The following is an 18643-nucleotide window of genomic DNA, read 5'->3' on the forward strand; positions in this document are numbered from 1 at the left end:
AGCAGCCATGGCCACATTCAAGTTTCCGTTCAAGGACCAGGCAGGCAAAGAGGTACGCAACGCCGACGTCTACTACGACGCCCTCACCATGGCCTCGAGCGGCTACTACCCGCTGGGCCCGTCGGGCGTGCATTGCGGCATTCACTACGAGTCCGCCATGGCCAACACCTTGGCCCTCGGCGACGGAATAGGCGCCATTGCCAAAGGCGAAGTAGTGGCTTACAGGGTCAACCGCCGTTACCTCGACGTGCGTGGCCGGGCGACACCGCCCATGGCGGACAAGGTGCGCTACAGTTCGGGCTTCGTGCTGACCCGACACTCACTCGAGTACCCCGCTGGCAACACGCTGACCTACTTCTGCCTGGCCATGCACCTGCGGTCCTTTGAGGAATATGAGCGCCTGGGCGCGCAGACCAAGCGCCTGCCTTACTGGACGGCCAAGGTCTACCGCGTCTCGGAACAGGCCGATGACAAGCAAGACGCAACCGCGGGTTCTGCAGCAACCAGAATGACCGGACTGCGGGTGCGCGCCAAACCGTCAGCCGGCACCACACCCATCCTCGGCATTCTCCCGCACGGGGCCAGAATCATTGGCAGAGAGATCCGTGACAAGAAGTGGCTGCAGATCCAGGCGCTGATCGAAGGAGACATGGCTCCAGCAAAAACAGGCGATGCCGCGCCGGAAACCAGCGCAGCCGTTAACGGCTGGGTGTTTCTCAACAATCTGACAGCGCACGGTCAGGTGCCGGATGCCTTTGACGAAGTCGTCTTCCCCAATCCCCCGCTTAAAGTCAAAGCGGGAGCGCTGCTTGGGCACCTCGGTGAGTATCAACGAATAGCTGACCCCGGCTCTTCCCGACCCATGCTGCACCACGAAATCATCGTCGGCCCTGACTTGCCGGCCTATCTGCAAAAGAGCAGAACCGCCGCGAAATCGGCCAAATCGGAGCAAAAAACCCTACTGCGGATGGCACCCAGCGCCCAGCTACACAACGCCATACTGGCACCCGCCCAATCTGGCCTGCTCAGTGCAGGCACGGTCATCGAACTGGAGAGCGTCCCGCCGGACGACGCGGTCTATGTCAACGTCAAGCCCGCAGCCACCCTGCAATGGATCGATCGCACGGCGAAGCTGCCCACCGGGGCACGGGAAGCCAAGCTGTACCGCCACACCAACACCGGCGCCTATACCGCTGCCGACCTCATTGCCGAGGCAAGGCGTGGAACCGCTGGCCAAGCCGGCGCCACACGCTATCGCGGCATCTTTGTCGATGCCAGCGACCAGACATCGATCTGGATCGCCAAGAACAGCTATCGCGGCCTGCATGCCCTGGGCAAGCAGAAACTGCTGCTGGCGGACGTGGCGCAGGGCTGGAACAGCTACCCCCTGACCTTTGCCGCAAACGGCCACAAAAACGGTGCCTTTGCCCAGCACTTCGCCATTTCCACCCTGGAACAGGCACGCCCCGCCACGCCAGACCCTGCCAGCGAGCCCATCGGCTGTGCCCTGGATGAAGCGGGAAAACGCTGGTGGCAGGTGCAATTGAAAGACGCCACAACCTCCGCCACCGGCTGGCTCGGAGAAGAAAACCACCCCGGCATCAGCTTGCATTCGCCTCACGAATGGGTGGACTTCACCGTCATCGAATCCGAGTCCCAGACGCCAGCCTACGGCAGCTACTTCCTGACCCTGGCAGAGATGACAGCCTTCCAACGTGGTGAAAAAGCGCTGCAGAAAAACCAGTTGGATACCCCCCTGCAGGAAGTTTTTGACACCCTCGACAGCCACCCCGATGGCGCCCTGACCTTGGGCGAACTGCAAGCCGCACAACGCAGCCGCAGCACGCTGCAACGGTTGTCCCGAATCATCCTGCGCTACCCCACCGAGTGGAAAGCCGCCCCTCAGGCTTGGGTGCACTATGATGCCGAGATTCTTCCGTCAAATAGGGATGCTTGGGAAAGTGAAAAGCAGCGCATGGGGGAGTTGGTTTGGTGGGATGAGGTGTCGGGGAAGATAGCCAGGTTTCCAAAAGAAGATTCTATTTTTCATATTCATCCAGTGTCATTCATCAGCAATTTCGCATGTGAGGCGCAATTAGTTGCTTGGGGAAAAAAGGTAACATTAGAATTCAAGAAAAAGGTAATAGAAATATCTGAGCAACTGAACCTAAACCCTGACTATTTAATGTCTTGCATGGCATTTGAAACCGGCGAAACTTTCAGGGCCGACATAAAAAATGCCGCGGGTAGCGGGGCCACAGGCTTAATACAATTTATGCCAAGCACAGCTGCAAGTCTTGGAACAACAACAGATAAGCTCTCCAGGCTATCACCAGTGGATCAACTGGACTATGTCTATTTGTTTTTTTTGCCAAGCAAAGTAAATATGAACAACATAGAAGACGTATACATGCATATTTTCTATCAGAGAGCGGTAGGAAAGCCAGACACCTATACTATTGCAGAAAAATATGCCAAGGATAACAACAACAAGGAAAAACTTGACAGCAAAGGAAACAAAATAATAACCAAGATATATTCACAAAACAGCGGACTAGATGAAGACAATGATGGATTTATCACCAAACGTGAAGCTGCGGTAAAAGTACGCGAAAAATATAACAAGGGAATGAGCCCGGGGTATTTCGGATGAAATTTTTAGTTAACCGCTTACTGCTTAAACACTTTGTTCGCTCGATATTCTCGCCAAGACCGCTCCTATTAGCCCTCTTAACGACATCGTCAGCTTTCGGAGACGGTGCCTCCCTATCTAACTGGAGAGGCGAATACCTCTACAAGGAGAGTTTTTACGATGGGAAGCAATCAGTTATAACTGAAATAAAGCTTTCCATTTCAAATGACGGCAACTGCAGAATCACCTGGAATGGTTTCCAAACAAACAAAGACATCATTTGTACAGCATCAATTGGCGAGAGAAAAAACGAAATAAATATAGATTTTTTTAGGTTTTCCAGTGGAACGGTTGAAAATGAATACGGCATAAATCAATATTCCGAAAATGAAAGGCTCGTTACCCTGAAAAATGAACACCATCAAATAAGAGCAGTATGGGGAGTAGGCTTCAACCCTTTTAGCACCGATAATAAAAAACCATACTTTATAAAATTACAAACCCGAACAACCGCCCCATTCAATAAAGCTGATTTTAGCCAATAACACGCCACATGGGACCTGAGCAACTACAAACCTAAAAAGACATTTTTATAAGATATTATATGACTAGTAAAAGCCACCTTCTACGAGTCCCTTTCCTAGATTTTAAGAGCATCATCAAGATATTCTATATATTGCTCTTACCTTTATTCTTTTCGTCCACTGCGGTGGCCGAACTCTTTGCAACAGACCTGCTTGGAACGTGGGAGGTTTCTCACGCGCATACAAATTTAGAGTCAGGTAGAAAGCCCTATTACCAATGGAACAGCCCACTACTTAGATGGAGGATATTCACATTCTCTGAAAAGAAATAACAAGCGCCGAATTGAACACAACCACAAAATGCAACAACCCTAGCACCACCCAAAAGCGTGTTCACCTAGATAACTACTTGAAAAGCAATCTTGGCGGATATGGAGAAAAATCTCGCAACTCGCCAATTGACGACTACAAATTAAACCTCCCGAAAAACCATCAAGCCGACATCATCATAGTAAAGTGCGAAAATCAAATATGGAATGAATTGCTTGGTGCCTCGTATCCCTCTTCAAAAAAAGAGAACTCCGATGGTTCGTGGCTGCTGATTATCAATAAAAAACATATGCTAATACGCTGGCATGACGAAACTCTTTTGCGACTTTCCAAAATCCCTCCATCATCCAAACCGTCGCCTTCTTTTCCATGTGAGCAATCGAAACACATCACTGAAATTACAATCTGCAAATCATTTGAACTGTCCGGTCTAGATAAAAGCATTGCCTCGGCTTTTGATTTGCTTTTGAACCAGGCACTACGTGAATCAAATGATGTATTGGAGGTACGACAACAACAAAAGGCCTGGCTACGGCAGCGTAACGCATGCGGCGAGAATCAATCATGTCTCGAAAAGGCAATGACAATGAGACTGGAACAACTTTTAGCATTCGACTAGAAGCAACAACCAGGAAAAATCGACGATTGAGAGTAATCCGCACAATATTCTTTGCTACCAATCGAAACTTACCCCCATTACTTTCCTTTTAAAAGCAAGAAGCGCAGAGATATTTTTTCGGACAAATTATACTTATTCAAAGCGAAGTCAGTTCACTTACAGGGGAAACTATGAGGCTCATGAAAAATCTACCGACCATCTTCAAACGCCTTATAAGCCGACCACTTACTAAAATAAAATCCCAACTACAAAAAACAACTCTCTACATTCTGCTACTTATTACAGGCGCCGCATCTGCGGCACCTTCAGCAATCCCTGAGGAGTTGCTAGGCCAATGGGAAGTCCGTGAAGTCCACCTCGACACAAGTTCAGGGCGCACCTTTCATTACGGCTGGAACTCCCCATTACTTCAGTGGAGAATAATCAGCTTTGAAAAATCACACATTTCAAACAACACACCAGAAAAATCGATACCTTGCAATGCCCCCAGAGCGGAAGTCGAATTCAAAAATGTCAGCAAGATGCTGAATGCCCTTTTGGGTTATGGCAAGCATGCCGACCAATCAGCAGCTGAACATTACAAGCTAGACATCCCTAAAAACCTAAATGCAAAATTTATTAAAATCAACTGTTCAGACGGTGCTTGGAACGGAGCAATTTCTGCCGCAAAAAACACTAGCGAACGCTTTTCGAATGGGGCTTGGTTATTTCTTCTTAAAGAAGATGAAATTGCTCTCCGCTGGTACGATCAAACAATATTGATTCTCAAAAAAATACATCCAAACACTAAACCAACGCCCTCATTTCCTTGTGAGAAAGCAAGGTTGAATGCCGAAATAGCAATATGCAAATCTCACGAGCTTGCAGGCCTTGATAAGAGTGTGGCAGCAGCCTACAACACGCTTCTGAATTTCATGAAGAACGAGATCCCCAATGATGTGAGTCGTGTACGACACGAACAAAATAAATGGTTGAAAACGAGAAACTCATGCGGCGCCGATACTTCATGCTTGTCGAAATCAATGGAGCAACGCGTTAACGAAATGGACATGCCGCTCGACTAGCAGCCCTGTTTAGGAAAGCTTTGCCCCTTCTAAGCCGTTCCGAACTTAGACCTAATTAATACTTCAGAGCGGACCACGAAGCACTCGCCATACAACCAAAAACATACGGCCAACCCAAGGATTCCTTCAGGAGAGAAAAATAAGGTTACCCGCTAGATATGACTGTTTGAAAAGTGAAAGTTAACGCACGAAAGAGCTGGCTCTACCGGATGAAATAAAAGTGAAATCTCCTACAGAAAAAACCACTTCCCATACCCACCCTTAGACCTTGCGACGCGCATCCGACAGCACGTGAAAAGTACCAAAACTCGTCATGGCAATAGCTTGGTTAAAGGTGATGGCGACCGGTGTAGTAACCGGACGCCATACTCGTGCTACCTGATTTGAATCTCTCGGCCCAGGTGCGCCTGATGGGTCGTACGCACCTGGTTATCTCTACCCTGCTGCCCTGGCGCTTTTTAGGCGGCGCCAGCTTCGCTGCCTTTACCCGAGAGTGGCTCTGGCTGTAACCCGCTCTCCGCGCTCTTGCGCAATCCATCCTGCAGCAGCGTTTGCGGCAAGGAGAAGCCCTTGAATAGCGGCTGGGAAAAGGGGTTGTTCGCCTTTTCCGTGCTGATGCGGTAGCGCACGCCGCCATCCGGTGCGGCGAAGCTGATGTCGACGCTGGTGCTGGTGGCGCCGTGCAGGCGGGCCTGGCTCAGCAGGCGATAGAGCGACCAGGGGCCACGGTACACCAGGCCACTGCTGCTGCCGCCGGCGTTGACCAGCGTCATGCGGCTCTCGTTGCTGGGGGCCAGGGTGTTTGGCCAGATCAGCGCCGTGCTGGTGGTGGGGCCGTGGTTGTAGGTGACCAACTGCCCTTCCACGCTGAAGGAGCTGCTGCGTTTGTTCGGCGCCATGCCCAGTGGTTCGACGTAGAACTGCACACCCAGCGTGCCACGGTTGTTGAAGAAGGCATCGCGGATTTTTTCGGCCGCTTCCAGTTGGGTCAGTACGTCGGTGCGCACCAGGTAGCCACCCAGGCGCTCGGAATACAGGGCTTCCAGATTGTCCTCGATAAACAGGTTGAGGTACTTCTCGCGAAATTGTTGCAGGCGTCCCTGCGGGCCGAAGAACGCGGTGAAGTCATCCAGCGCCACTTCCTCGCGGCTGGCCGGGCTGAAGGGATAACGGCTGGCCAGGCGCTCACGGTAGAAGCGATAGACGTCCGTCTCCCAACGTCGCTCCAGTTCCCGCAGTGCCTCCACCAGGATGACCCGCGATGATTCATCAGCCAGTTTGCCTACCTGGCGGTTCAGCGGTTCGGGCAGGCCGGCGGCGATCCGCTGCAGGTTGCTGATGGGGTCGGGGCCTTTCAGGCCGAAGCGTTCCAGCACCACCGCCAGTGCCGCCTTGCCGCGGTCCGGGCCGTCGTGGACGGTTCGCACCTTGTCTTGCACGCTGCCAATGGCTTGCATGGTCTCGTCGAGGTAGGACGGACGCTCGCCCTTGGCCTCCAGTAATTGGCTCATGGGCGCGAATGCCCGGGCAATGCCAATGATGGGCGTGGCTTCTGCCTGTGTTGTATCACCCGCGAGCTTGTCTGCCATCGCCATGGCTTGGCCGGAGACAGCCTCCTTGTCGGACGCCACTGCGCTCAAGGCGCGGGCACCCAGTTCGCTGTTGTCGCGCACGGTTTCCACCAGGCGGCGCAGGGGCGCGGCCGGGCTGGTGACACTGGCCAGCACGTTGACCGCCTCGGCAATGTCCTGAAAATCACGCACCTCCAGTTGATTCAGGTTCTGTTGCCAGGTGTCGATGTAGTCACGGCTGTAGATGGCCCGGATTCGATCGGCCAGCGCACGCTTGTCGGCGTCGGAATAATCGATATTGCGGCGCTCGCCCAGGGCCCATTGATCGATCATTGCCAGCTCGGTGAGGTCTTCGCTGTGGGGGGCGAAGTAACTGCGGTAGCCCTTGGCCGTGAGCAACGCGTCGATACGACCATCGGCGGTGGCTTGCCCTTTCTTGCCCCTGCCGACTGTATCGGGCTTGTAGACCACATCGAACGCCGGACCGATTTCGTTGCGCAAATCCAGCGGCGCCCGCAGGGTTTCCCCGGCCTGACGGCGCATGGTCATGTACACCCGCTGCGGCAGCGGGATCTGCCGCAACTCGCGCTGCACCACGGAGACCCGTTCCTGATACTGGGGCAGCCGGGTATCGGCGTATTTCATCGCATAGTCCAGGTGCCGCATCAGTGCGCGCTGCACCTGGTCCTCACCGGGAAAGGCCCGCACCCACTGCTCGCCCATCCAGCGCTCGACCACAGGCGAGCGCCGATTTGCCCGATCCTCGATCATCCGGTAAACCCGCAGGGCAGCCAATTGCCCATCGCCGTCCACGGCCGGGCCGTCGAGTTGCTCCATCACACCACTGGCCAATGCGGGCAGGAAACGTTGCGACAGCAACGTAAGGTAGGCCTGGTCCACCTTGGGGCCGATTTTCCGACCCTGGTACAGGCCCAGGTCTGCGAGCACCGGCCAGGCATCTCGGTAGTCGCCATAAACGGCCACCGCATTGCTGATCTGGTCCAACGGTTGCAACAGGTTGCGTCCAGTGGGGTCCAGTTTGCCGTCGATGGTATGGGTGCTGTAGGCACGGCTGCGCTCAAGCACATTCATCGCCTTGTCGCGGTTCACCGAATAGTAGTGGTACCAGGCGCCAATCAGGACACTGCAGCCCAGGGAGGCGACACCGAAGCGCAAGGCCAGGGCTCGCTTTTTGTCGGCCAGGACCCGCGGGTTGTCTCCCGCCAGGCCTGATTCGGGGTAGATGACCCGCTGGAACAACTGCTGGGCGAAGTAGACCATGGCTCGCCCGCTGGGGTGCATGTTCGGCACCGGCTCGCGGATGTCGTAGTTCTGCGAGGCAGACGCGACAAAGGCGTTGGTCAGCACGCCCTGCTGATAGACCGAGGACAGGAAGACCCCGCGCGGCAACGCCGGGGTCATGTAGCGATCGCTGCCCAGGATGTCGCTCAAGAACTCCAGCAACAAGGGGCGCATGCCCGTCAGTTGCCGGACCAGGGAATAGAGCGCCTCCCGTTGCGCGAGTTCGCTGACATCGGCCAGGGCATCGAAGACCTGCTCGTTCAGGCGCTTGAGGAACTCGTCGTAGCGCGCGCCGAGCTCATCGAGCCAGGCGTCATAGCTATGCAGCGAATCGAGGGTGAATGTGAAACCGAAGATGTCTTCGCGCACGGATTTCGGCAGCCGCGCGAAGAGCGGCTCGAAACCCTCGAGCAAGTCGAACTTGCTCAGCACTACATACAACGGCGGACGAGTCCCCAGTTGCCGACTGAGTTCCACCAGCCGTGCACGCAGCAACGAGGCCAGCGCCTTGCGGTCGCTGGGCTGCTGGTTGAGCAAGGTCACCAGACTGACGATCAGGACCACGCCGTTGAGCGGGCGCCGGCTGCGGTTGCGCCCCAGCCAGGCCACGAAGCCGTCCCACAACCGCGGATGGATATCTTCCGGCAGCACCGAGCCAGCGGCTGGTTGCGCAGCGGCTTGCTGATCGCCCTCCTCGCAGGGTTGATCCGAATCCGCTGGCGCCGCCATACGCGGCTGGCTGATCAGCTCGCCGGGCGGATCGATAAGTACGCCCTGGTCACCGATCCACCAATCAATGCGGTAGAGCCTGTCGGGGTCTTCCTGCATCCGCCGACTGCTCGCCTTGACCTCTCCCGTCAGTGAAAAGCTCTGGCTGGAGCGGTTGACGAAACTGGTCTTGCCGGCGTTTTCCTGGCCCAGCACCAGATACCAGGGCAGTTGGTAGAGAGCGTTGCGGCCCTTGAGATTGGCCTGGAGGATACTCAAGCTGTTGTCCAGATCCCGTTCCTGGGCTTGCACATAGCGTAGACAGGGGTCCAGTTGCAGCGCCTGCTCCTGGTGGCTGTCGGCCTCCAGCGTGCGGTTGCGTTGGCGCAGGCGGCTGACCCAGACCAACAAGGGAAGGACCAGCAGCACCAGGGTCGCGAGGACACGCGCGGCGAGACCGGCCAGGGGCTGATGCTCGCCCCAGCTCCATTGCGGCCCCAGCCACCAGATGCCCGTCAGGGCCAGTACCAGAATCAGCAGCAATGCCAGCGGCATGCCCTGCTTGGCCATGCCCAGGAGAGGCCGGCCATAGCGCTTCAGGTTCGACCAGATATTAAACATGAGATTGCTCCTAATTCTTGCGTTCCGTTGCTAAGTGCAGATGCTGTTGAAGCTGCTCAAAAAGATCCGGCTCCCACTCCGATGCCGACACGCCCAGCATCAGTTGATGCGCACGCGCATACAGGCCGTCCGCGAGCCAGGCCAGCCCGCGCTCGCCCAGCAGTTCAGCGGTAATGGTCATGACATGGCAGCCATGACGAGGGTCTGTCGACGCGTGCTGGATGGCCTCAAGGCGCTGAAGCATGGATTCCACTCCAGCGGTCTCCAGCGCCTGGCGCAGCTCCTCGCGCAGAGCGGGGTATTGCTGCCCGGCGCCCGGTTTCGCGGCCGAGGCGTCGGCCCCACTGACCCAGGCCTGCGTCTCGCCATCCACGAACGGGCGACCGTCGGCAAACTGCAATTTGGCCAGGGCCGGTAACTTCGCCAAAAAACGCTCGGTGGCCTGCCTGATGGCTTCGGCCACGTTCTGCATCTCGAGGCGACGAGCCATACCGGCCGCCAGGTAGCTGCCGCGCAACCAGTAGGGAGAAGAGGTGACGCTTTTTTCGAGGCGCAGCAGCAACACGGGGTCAACCATATTGGCCTTGAGCGCTTCCCAGTAGCCGTCGGCAGTCTCGGCAGGCACGGCCATCAGCTCCGTACGCAGGGTGTCCTTGCGAGTCGTTGGCGCGGCGCTCAGGTGCGCCCACAGGGCAAACCGGCGCAGCAGATAGCCCGTCGGATCGTAGGCATCCTGTTGGTTGATGAGATCGGCCAGGCTGAGCAGCGAACGCCGCGTTTCACGTTCGTTGCCCGGGTCCGGGGCAAAGGGCGTGAAAAAGGCCTCGGTGACCGCCGTCGTGCGTGGCGACAATTCCAGTTGCGCCTGCGCCAACTCGGGCGCCCGCGTGGTCTCCGCCCTCTGCCGGAGCTGGCCTTCCAGCCGGGTCAGGACAGACGGATCGAGCCGGGTTTGGCCGACGCTGGCTTGCAGTGTGTCCAGCGCCTGCTGGCCCGCCTTGTAGTACTCCTCGGCAAAGCCCTTTTCATCAAGTTTTGCCAAGGCTTCGCCCAGGCGCTCCAACTGTTGCGCCATCAGGCGTCGCTTGGCGGTCAGGCCCGAGGCACCAGGCTTGGGGTAGCTGCTGTCCCAGTACTGGCTCAGCATGCCGGCCAGCAGAGCCGCGGCCTCCGCCCAACCGCGCCAGCCACCGATGCGCATGCGCGCCGTCGCCAGGTGCGCAGCGATACGCAGATGCTTGCAATGGGCCTGGAGATACTGGCGTGAAGCGTCATCCACATAGCGCCAGCTGATGCTCGCTTCCTGCAACCCGCCGAGCTTCATCATTTCGGTATCGATGCCCTGGTAGGCGTTGTCTTCTTCATCGAAGTCGCCGGCCGGCTGCAGGGCGGTTATCGGGGCCAGAACGGTGTCGAGGTCCAGCGCAGGCTGAATGTTCACCAACGGCAGGCCTCGCGTTGTTTCCCGATCATCTCGTGCAGCGCCGAGACGTCGAACACCAACCCGTCGAAGGGCCCATGGTCACTTTCCAGGCGTAGCTCCTGGGCGGGACGGGTCAAATGGCGGAGCTGTTCGATGGCTACCAGGCCGCGGCCGGCGTCCGTGACCGTGCCATCCTCCACCACCTGCCACGGGCGACTCGCAGAAATCGGCCGCCCGTCCAGCAGCATTCGGATGCTGACCCGGTTGACGTCGAGCGGTTGCGCGCTGAGCAGTTGCAGGCGGGAAATGTTCTGCAGGCAGCTTATCGCCAGCTTCAGCCGAGGCTCGGTGCCGCCCAGCGCGGGGGCTGAAATCACGACCTTGGTTTGCCCCGGCAGCGCATCTTCGACGCGCAGCAGCAACAACCCGGTTTGCTCGGCCTTGCGTCGAGACTCGTTGCGTTGCACCAGAGAAACGACGTCCGGCACAGCCACCGATGCAGGTTGCTCGACGGTCGGGATCGGGCTCGTTTCAGCCGCTACAGAAGTCGGCGGTGTTCCCGCTGCGGCATCGAAACAACCGAGACGCTCGAGCGCCGAAACGATGGTGGTGCAATCGCGGGCTGCAGCCACCACCTCCTTTCCCGCGCCGCATCCCACCAAGGCTGTGGCGACCAGGAGCAATGCCCCACACGTTTTCATCGTGACTCTTCTCCATTCAGATTCAGATCCAGGCACTTGCGCGCCAGGGTGCGTTTGGGGATGCCCAGGCTGATCGCTGCCAGCCGGCGCGACCCGGCAGCCTGGCGCAGGCGGTCGTCCAGCAGCAGACGTTCGAACGTCGCCAGGGCGGCGGGCAGGTTGTCGGTCTGCCATAAATGCTCCAGCGCCGCGTGTGCATTGCGCTGCGTCGCGGGCTGTGGCCCGTTGCTCTCAAGCTCGACCAATTGGTTGGTCTGGATGCGCTTGCCTCGGGGCGTGCGCTCTGCAGCAGCGAGCACCAGGCTGCGCAACTCCCGAACGTTCCCCGGGAAGCCGTAGCGCTGCAGGCTCGCGAGGGCATTGTCGGAGATACCCGCCACCCGGCCGGGCTGCTCTCGGTTGTGCTCCAGCAGGATGTGCGACACCAGCATCGGCACGTCTTCAAGGCGCTCGCGCAACGGCGGGATGTGCAACACCAACTGGCGGATGCGGAAATACAGGTCTTCACGAAACAGGCCACCGCGCACCAGTTCCGGCAAGGGCCGGTGGGTGGCGCAGATCAGGCGGAAGTCCGAGGACTGTTCACGGGTGGCGCCCACGGGGCGAAATTTCTTTTCATTGAGCAGACGTAGCAGCGTGCCCTGTAGCGCCAGCGGCATGTCGCCAATTTCGTCGAGGAACAGCGTGCCCTTATCGGCTTCCGCGACCAGGCCCGTGCGGGCCTGGGTTGCACCGGTGTAGGCACCGCGGGTGGCGCCAAACAGCTCAGCCTCGATGAGTTCCCTGGGGATCGCCGCACAGTTCACCGGCACAAACTTGCCCTTGCGTGAGGACGCCTGATGAATAAGCCAGGCCGCATGGTCCTTGCCGGCACCGGTTTCGCCAGTGACCAGCAGCGACAGCGAAGAGCCCGCCTGGCGCAGCATTTCTTCGCGCACTCGCCGCGCTGCCGCCCCTGCGCCGATAAAGCCGGCGGACAGCAGCCGCCGGCGCCCGCGCTCTTGATCCTGCTGCTGCAGAACGGCCTGCTGGGTCAACGCCAACTCGTCCGCGCCACTCCTGTTCAGGAGCCCACTCAGCACAACGTCGTAGAGTTTCCACAACTCCTGCCAGGCCGGGTCATCCAACCACGCCTGGAGGGCCTCCCCTGTCCCCGCCAGCAGCACCACCGCAGCAGGTTTGCGCTGCGCGTCGAACAGCGGCAACACCTGCCAGGCGTCGCTGCCCGCCAGCCGCTCGCCGAGTGCCTCGTACCCTCGCCCCACACCGATCAGCGTGTCGAGTTGGCTGATGTGACGCGCCTTGCCGCTCCTCAGGCAGTAGACCAGCGGGTTGTCCAACTCTTGCAGCGACAGCAGCGGAAGCTGTTCCAGAGCGGTAGCCTGGCTCGCGATGGGGCGCATGCCGTCATCAGCCGCTTCTCGCCAATAGCAGACCCCATAGCGTATTCCGGCCATGGTGCAGGCTGCTTTCAGGAAACGCGCCGCGAGGGGCGCAATGCCCTCGGCCTGAACCAGCATGCGTGCGAGCGCCGCAGCGTCCCTGGAGCTCAAGGGCATTGCGATCACTCCAGGTGAGCGGCGAAAGCGGTGCCGCTCCAGCTGACCCGAGAACGCTGGAAAGGTTGGGCGCTGGCGAGATGCTTCAGCACCGCCAGCGACAACGGCGGCAACATTTCCCCGTCAATGCTGGCATCCAGCAGGCGTGCACCGTTCTGATGACGCGCGCAGCGCGTGCGCAGCTCGGTCCTGGCGCAAGGTTCGAAGGTCAACTGCGCGGCATAACGTTGCTCGAACTGCCGCTGGAGGCGCTGCAATCGGCTGTCGACAATCTGCGCCAGCGTCGCCTCATCCAGGTAGCGGAACGGCACGATCTGCATCCGTGCCAGCAGGGCCGGCTTGAAGAACTGTGTGAGACGACCACGCAACGCCTCGCTGCCGAGGTCTGACAACGGCCCGTCATCCTGATCGAAGCCCAGGTTTGAGGTGAGGAAAAACAGAATGTTCTGGCAGTCGATCCGCCGCCCTTCGCCATCAGCGAGCTCGCCCTTGTCGAAGGCCTGGTAGAAAATATTCAGGACTTCCGGGTGGGCCTTCTCGACTTCATCCAGCAACACTACTGAATAAGGCTTTTTGCGGATGGCTTCGGTGAGCACGCCGCCCTCGCCATAGCCGACGTAGCCCGGTGGCGCACCGAGCAGGCGCGAGACTGTGTGTTTTTCCTGGTATTCCGACATGTTGATGACGGTCAGGAATTGCTCGCCGCCGAACAGTGCATCCGCCACCGCCAGCGCTGTTTCGGTCTTGCCCACTCCGCTCGGCCCTACCAGCAAAAAGGCCCCCATGGGCGTACCCGGGCGGCGCAGATCGGCCATGGCTGTCAATAGACGCCGGTGAACAGCCTCGATCGCGGCGTCCTGCCCCTTGACCCGCTCGCGCAGGGTAACGGGCAATTGATCAAGACGCTGAAACTGGTCGCTGTTGATGGTGGCTGCGGGAATCCCGGTCCAATCGGCAATGACCTGGGCGATCTCCTCGGCCCCCACATCCGCATGGAGCAAGGCACCATTGCGTTGCAGCTCGGCCAACAGTGCGACCTTGTCCTCCAGGAGCCGTGCCGTGTCGTCCTGATGTTCGCTGGCGCGCAGGGCAACGATTTCGTCGATCAATACCTTCTGTTGTTTCCAGGCAAGCTGCAGCTGCTCGATGTCGAGCTGTACCTGCTGCCGGGCGGCATCCAGTGCTTCCAGCCTGCCCAGTTCGGGCTTGCGTCCGGCGCGGGCATCACGCCACAACTGCTCTGACTCGGCATCGACCTGCCGCCGTTCATTTTCCAGTGCGCTGAGGCGTCGTGGTGGCTCAGCCAAGGCCGTGGCGACTCGCGCACACGCGGTGTCCAGCACATCGATGGCCTTGTCCGGCAGCTGGCGTCCCGAGAGATAGCGCGCAGAAAGAGCGGCGGCGGTTTTCAGGGCATCGTCGCCAATGTAGACCTGATGCGCCTGCTCATAGACCGCCCGCAGACCACGCAGAATATGCACCGCCTGCTCGACACTCGGCTCATCCAACTGCACCAATTGGAATCGCCGTGTCAGCGCCGCGTCCTTCTCGAAGTATTTTTTGTACTCGGACCAGGTGGTGGCCGCGATCGTCCGCAATTCTCCGCGAGCCAGCGCCGGTTTCAGCAGGTTGGCCGCATCACTGCCCCCAGCGGCATTGCCGGCCCCGATCAGCGTATGCGCCTCGTCGATAAAGAGAATGATGGGGTGTGGGGAGTGTTTGACCTCGTCGATGACCGCCTTCAGGCGCTTTTCAAACTCGCCCTTGACCGACGCCCCAGCCTGCAGCGCCCCGAGGTCCAGGCCCCAAAGGTGTACCGCCTGCAGCGGCTCGGGCACCCGTTTGTCGACGATGCGCTGTGCAAGCCCTTCAACGACAGCGCTTTTGCCGACACCGGCGTCGCCGACCACGATGGGGTTGTTCTTACGGCGACGCGAGAGAATGTCGATCATCAGATCGATTTCAGCATCCCGACACAGGACAGGATCGACGCCGCCGGCGCGTGCCTGTGCCGTAAAGTCATGTCCGTATTTCTGCAGGGTACTGTCGCCGGTATGGGGTGCCGCAGCCACGGCCTCAGCCGACGTCGAGACGGGCGCCTCGGATGATCGGGCGAGCAGTTCGGAGAAGCGCTTGCGCAAGGTTTCGCGATTGACGCATTCGAGACGCTTAATCACCGCCAGAGGCAGGTAGCGCGCCGGGTTCAGCAAGGTCGCCAGCAACAGGGCTCCACTTCGAATCTCGACCTGAGCCAACTCTACGCTGCTCAGCAGCCACGCATCCTGCAACGACTCCACCAACAACGGGGAAAATGATGGATACGCATGGCCATACCCGCCATCGCGCTCGGTGAACGCCGTGGCGAATGAATGGCGTATCTCGTCGAGATCCAGGCCGGCATCAGCCAGCACCAGGCGAACATCACACAGCGGTTGCTCAAGCAGTTTGTAGAGCAGATGCCCTACCGTCACTTCCGCACCACGCTGGCTGATGCAGAGGCTGCCCGCCTCCTCCAATGCGTGTCGGCAAACGGGGTGTAAACGCTCTAGAAGCGCCGCCAGATCAATCGTGATCATACTTGGACTCTCTCATCATCGATGAAACTTACATAGTGTTTGGCTGACGAAGCCAAATCGAAGCGTATTACTTAGTTAGTGGCGAGTTGTTTTAAAGGTAACGAAACGAGAATCAAAGACATCTGAGCGATGATATAAACACTGGACGATTGACTGCCAAACAAAACAAGCCGTTGAAAAGAACACAGGCAACAAGACTATATCCATAAGATATTTCCTGTATCGCCAAGGAATTTTCCTTATTTGCAATAATCACCTTTAACCGTGAATTGGATTATTCGCCATCATCTTTAAGAAACTTCCTATATACGGAACTAAAGTATTGACCGTAGCCTCACCCTCCAATGTCCAGCCTTTCGAGTTTCGCCGCTCTTCAAAAGTGAAAATCTCAGGCGCCAACCCCCAGCGACAGTGAACCTTGCCAGCCTCTGCAAGGGTTCTGTTGCGGACTCTCGGCCATGATCGGCATTAGCGGGCATCAACTAGCAAGTTAATTACAAGGAGTAGCCCATGGCTTCAAAGACTGGCTCAGTCGCCCCCAAGGAACGCATCAATATTCGCTACGTCCCGGCGACAGGCAATGAGCAAGAAGAAATAGAAATCCCTCTGAAGATGTTGGTACTTGGTGATTTCAAAGGGCATAGCGATGACACTCCGCTGGAAGATCGCCCAGCCGTTCAAATCAACAAGGATACTTTCAACGACGTCATGGCCGAAGCCGGCCTTAGTTTGAAAATTGAGGTGCCGGCAGTCCTGGAAGACGGCAACGACAGTGACACCCTCAACGTCAACCTGAAGTTCAAGAACATCAAGGATTTCTCTCCCGACTCCATCGCCCGACAGGTCCCTGAATTAAGCCGGTTGCTGGAACTGCGCGAAGCCTTGGTGGCACTCAAGGGGCCGATGGGCAACATCCCAGCGTTCCGCAAGCAGATCCAGGCGCTGCTGGGTGATGACAGCACACGCGGCAAATTGGCCCAGGAACTTGATCAGTTACTGGCGGCCTCCGAGGCCTGAAGCCTCGCCTCCAGCCCATCCTCATTTCTTCAGGTTTCAATAGGGACGCAAAGATGACGCAAGCTCAAAACGCCGAAGCCCGGAAACACGCTGACGGCCAGCCAGAGGGCGGTCTGCTGGCCCAGATCATGGCCCAGACCCGTCTTGAACCCAGCCAGGAAGGCTATGCAATCGCCGAACGCGGAGTCGCCGCGTTCATTTCAGAAATGCTCAAGTCCGATGCGCGCGAACAGCCGATCAATAAGCAACTGGTCGACCAGATGCTCACTGAAATCGATCGCAAGCTCAGTAAGCAGATGGATGCCGTCCTCCACCAGCCGGAGTTTCAGGAACTCGAATCGATCTGGCGCTCCCTATACGACTTCGTGCAGCGAACCGATTTCAGAGAAAACATCCAGGTTGTCTTCATCCCCGTCACCAAAGACGAGTTGCTGGAAGATCTGGAAAGCGCCGCCGACATCACCCGAAGCGGGCTCTACAAACATGTCTACACCGCGGGCTACGGCCAGTTTGGCGGCCAGCCGATTGGCTGCATGATCGGCAACTACACCTTTGGCCCCTCCGCCCCGGACATCAAGTTACTGGGTTATCTCGCCTCCATCGGAGCGATGTCCCATGCACCGTTTCTCGGTGCTGCCGGGCCGGAAATGCTCAACCTGGAGTCCTTCGAGGAGCTGCCCAACCTCAAGGAGGTCAAGGACATTTTCGAAGGCCCGCGCTTTGCGAAATGGCGCAGCCTGCGTGAGTCCGAAGACGCGCGCTACCTCGGGCTGACCATGCCCCGCTACCTCCTGCGCCAGCCTTACGATCCACTGGAGAACCCGGTTCGCAGCTTCACCTACGAGGAGACCATCGACGGCAACCACCACAACTACCTGTGGGGCAACACCGCCTTCCTGATGGGCAGTCGCGTTACCGACAGCTTCGCCAAATTCCGCTGGTGCCCGAACATCATCGGCCCGCAGTCCGGTGGTGCGGTAGAAGACCTGCCGATGCACCTTTATGAATCCCTCGGCCAGTTGCAGGCCAAGATCCCTACGGAAGTGCTGGTCTCCGACCGCAAGGAATTCGAACTCTCCAGCGAGGGCTTCATTCCGCTGACGATGCGCAAGGACAGCGACAACGCGGCGTTCTTCTCCGCCAACTCGGTGCAAAAGCCCAAGCTGTTCCAGAAAACACCTGAGGGCCAGGCGGCACAGACCAACTACATGCTGGGTACGCAGTTGCCTTACATGTTCATCATCAACCGCCTCGCGCACTACATCAAAGTGCTTCAGCGTGAGCAGATTGGCAGTTGGAAGGAACGCCAGGATCTGGAGCGCGAGCTCAACAACTGGCTTCGCCAGTACGTCGCGGACCAGGAAAGCCCGTCCAGCGATGTCCGCAGCCGCCGCCCCCTGAGGGCCGCCCAGGTCGTCGTGCAGGATGTCGCCGGCAATCCCGGCTGGTACCAGGTCGCGCTGTCGGTGCGTCCGCACTTCAAATACATGGGGGCCAACTTCGAGCTGTCGCTGGTCGGCCGCTTGGACAAGGACTGACAGGGAGCCTGAACCATGCCTCGGTCGCCGGGACAGGGAAGCCTGTTCGAACGTCTGGACCCGGACCTGCCGCTACGACGCAACCGCACGCGTCAAGACGTGGCGACCGAGCGTATCCGCGCCATCAAGCGCCAGTTGGAATGGATCCTCAACTCTCGCCACGGCAGCTCCCTGAGCAGCCCCGGACTGGGGCTCAGGGACTTGAATGACGCCGCAATCGGCACAGTGGATCTGCGCCAGCAGGTGTGCCTGGATATTCGTCACGCCGTTGCCCAATACGAACCTCGGGTTCGCATCATCGAGGTCAAGCCCCTGGGTAGCACGGCCTCATCACTCGATCTCGGCTTTCGGCTGGTCTGCCTGGTTCCTCTGAACCACAGCGAGCAGAAAGTGGAGATCGACCTGTTTCTTCACCATCAGGGCCGACAGGTCAACATCACGTAGCAAATAGCCCAGGA

Annotated in this window: 12 protein-coding genes; 7 read left to right on the forward strand and 5 right to left on the reverse strand. The window is 58.2% G+C overall.

Going from position 1 to position 18643, the window contains the following annotated elements; genetic code table 11:
* Positions 1–7: 7 nt before the first annotated feature.
* The 4 genes from CF161_RS31820 (at position 8) to CF161_RS32885 (ending at position 5169) form a co-directional block, all read left to right on the forward strand.
* The gene (locus CF161_RS31820) at positions 8–2653 is read left to right on the forward strand and encodes a hypothetical protein (protein WP_020298695.1); all 2646 of its coding nucleotides are present in this window, start codon (positions 8–10) and stop codon (positions 2651–2653) included.
* Positions 2650–3177, forward strand: coding sequence for a DUF5991 domain-containing protein (locus tag CF161_RS32875; RefSeq protein ID WP_156882710.1), 528 nt, complete (start codon positions 2650–2652; stop codon positions 3175–3177). Before CF161_RS31820 ends, CF161_RS32875 begins: the two co-directional genes overlap by 4 nt.
* 388 nt (positions 3178–3565) lie before the next feature.
* Positions 3566–4105, forward strand: a complete 540-nt coding sequence (locus CF161_RS32880) for a lysozyme inhibitor LprI family protein (protein ID WP_156882711.1) — start codon at positions 3566–3568, stop codon at positions 4103–4105.
* Positions 4106–4284: 179 nt separating this feature from the next.
* Positions 4285–5169, forward strand: coding sequence for a lysozyme inhibitor LprI family protein (locus tag CF161_RS32885; RefSeq protein WP_156882712.1), 885 nt, complete (start codon positions 4285–4287; stop codon positions 5167–5169).
* A gap of 458 nt (positions 5170–5627) precedes the next feature.
* Here the strand turns inward: CF161_RS32885 and tssM are convergent, their stop codons facing one another.
* The 5 genes from tssM to tssH are packed head-to-tail and all read right to left on the reverse strand — an operon-like array spanning position 5628 to position 15630.
* Positions 5628–9371 carry a type VI secretion system membrane subunit TssM gene (gene tssM / locus CF161_RS21395; RefSeq protein WP_020298696.1) on the reverse strand — a complete coding sequence of 1248 codons (3744 nt, stop codon included), beginning with the start codon at positions 9369–9371 and terminating at the stop codon, positions 5628–5630.
* Positions 9372–9381: 10 nt separating this feature from the next.
* Complete coding sequence (gene tssA, locus CF161_RS21400; protein WP_020298697.1) at positions 9382–10812, reverse strand: type VI secretion system protein TssA; 1431 nt, start codon at positions 10810–10812, stop codon at positions 9382–9384.
* Positions 10809–11477 carry a type VI secretion system-associated protein VasI gene (vasI, locus tag CF161_RS21405; RefSeq protein WP_256206467.1) on the reverse strand — a complete coding sequence of 223 codons (669 nt, stop codon included), beginning with the start codon at positions 11475–11477 and terminating at the stop codon, positions 10809–10811. The genes tssA and vasI overlap by 4 nt, the downstream gene beginning before the upstream one ends.
* A gap of 14 nt (positions 11478–11491) precedes the next feature.
* Complete coding sequence (locus CF161_RS21410; RefSeq protein ID WP_020298699.1) at positions 11492–13054, reverse strand: sigma 54-interacting transcriptional regulator; 1563 nt, start codon at positions 13052–13054, stop codon at positions 11492–11494.
* Positions 13055–13059: 5 nt separating this feature from the next.
* On the reverse strand, positions 13060–15630 hold the full coding sequence (gene tssH / locus CF161_RS21415; protein WP_043230050.1) for a type VI secretion system ATPase TssH: 2571 nt from the start codon (positions 15628–15630) through the stop codon (positions 13060–13062).
* A 510-nt stretch (positions 15631–16140) separates the two neighbouring features.
* Between tssH and tssB the strand changes: the two genes are divergently transcribed.
* From tssB to tssE, 3 genes are read left to right on the forward strand one after another with little or no spacing between them, the layout of a single operon-like run.
* The gene (gene tssB, locus CF161_RS21420) at positions 16141–16647 is read left to right on the forward strand and encodes a type VI secretion system contractile sheath small subunit (RefSeq protein WP_020298701.1); all 507 of its coding nucleotides are present in this window, start codon (positions 16141–16143) and stop codon (positions 16645–16647) included.
* Positions 16648–16700: 53 nt separating this feature from the next.
* Positions 16701–18185, forward strand: a complete 1485-nt coding sequence (tssC, locus tag CF161_RS21425) for a type VI secretion system contractile sheath large subunit (protein ID WP_020298702.1) — start codon at positions 16701–16703, stop codon at positions 18183–18185.
* 15 nt (positions 18186–18200) lie between these two features.
* The gene (gene tssE, locus CF161_RS21430; RefSeq protein ID WP_020298703.1) at positions 18201–18629 is read left to right on the forward strand and encodes a type VI secretion system baseplate subunit TssE; all 429 of its coding nucleotides are present in this window, start codon (positions 18201–18203) and stop codon (positions 18627–18629) included.
* Positions 18630–18643: the final 14 nt, after the last annotated feature.

The organism is Pseudomonas sp. CF161 (genome assembly GCF_000416215.1).
In the GTDB taxonomy this organism is placed as follows: domain Bacteria; phylum Pseudomonadota; class Gammaproteobacteria; order Pseudomonadales; family Pseudomonadaceae; genus Aquipseudomonas.

Excerpts from the sequence above, each read along its gene's own strand:
- CF161_RS32885 (WP_156882712.1), top strand. The coding sequence starts at position 4,285 with ATGAAAAATCTACCGACCATCTTCAAACGCCTTATAAGCCGACCACTT.
- CF161_RS31820 (WP_020298695.1), top strand. The coding sequence starts at position 8 with ATGGCCACATTCAAGTTTCCGTTCAAGGACCAGGCAGGCAAAGAGGTA.
- tssC (WP_020298702.1), top strand. The coding sequence starts at position 16,701 with ATGACGCAAGCTCAAAACGCCGAAGCCCGGAAACACGCTGACGGCCAG.
- CF161_RS32875 (WP_156882710.1), top strand. The coding sequence starts at position 2,650 with ATGAAATTTTTAGTTAACCGCTTACTGCTTAAACACTTTGTTCGCTCG.
- tssE (WP_020298703.1), top strand. The coding sequence starts at position 18,201 with ATGCCTCGGTCGCCGGGACAGGGAAGCCTGTTCGAACGTCTGGACCCG.
- tssM (WP_020298696.1), bottom strand. The coding sequence starts at position 9,371 with ATGTTTAATATCTGGTCGAACCTGAAGCGCTATGGCCGGCCTCTCCTG.
- tssH (WP_043230050.1), bottom strand. The coding sequence starts at position 15,630 with ATGATCACGATTGATCTGGCGGCGCTTCTAGAGCGTTTACACCCCGTT.
- CF161_RS21410 (WP_020298699.1), bottom strand. The coding sequence starts at position 13,054 with ATGCCCTTGAGCTCCAGGGACGCTGCGGCGCTCGCACGCATGCTGGTT.
- tssB (WP_020298701.1), top strand. The coding sequence starts at position 16,141 with ATGGCTTCAAAGACTGGCTCAGTCGCCCCCAAGGAACGCATCAATATT.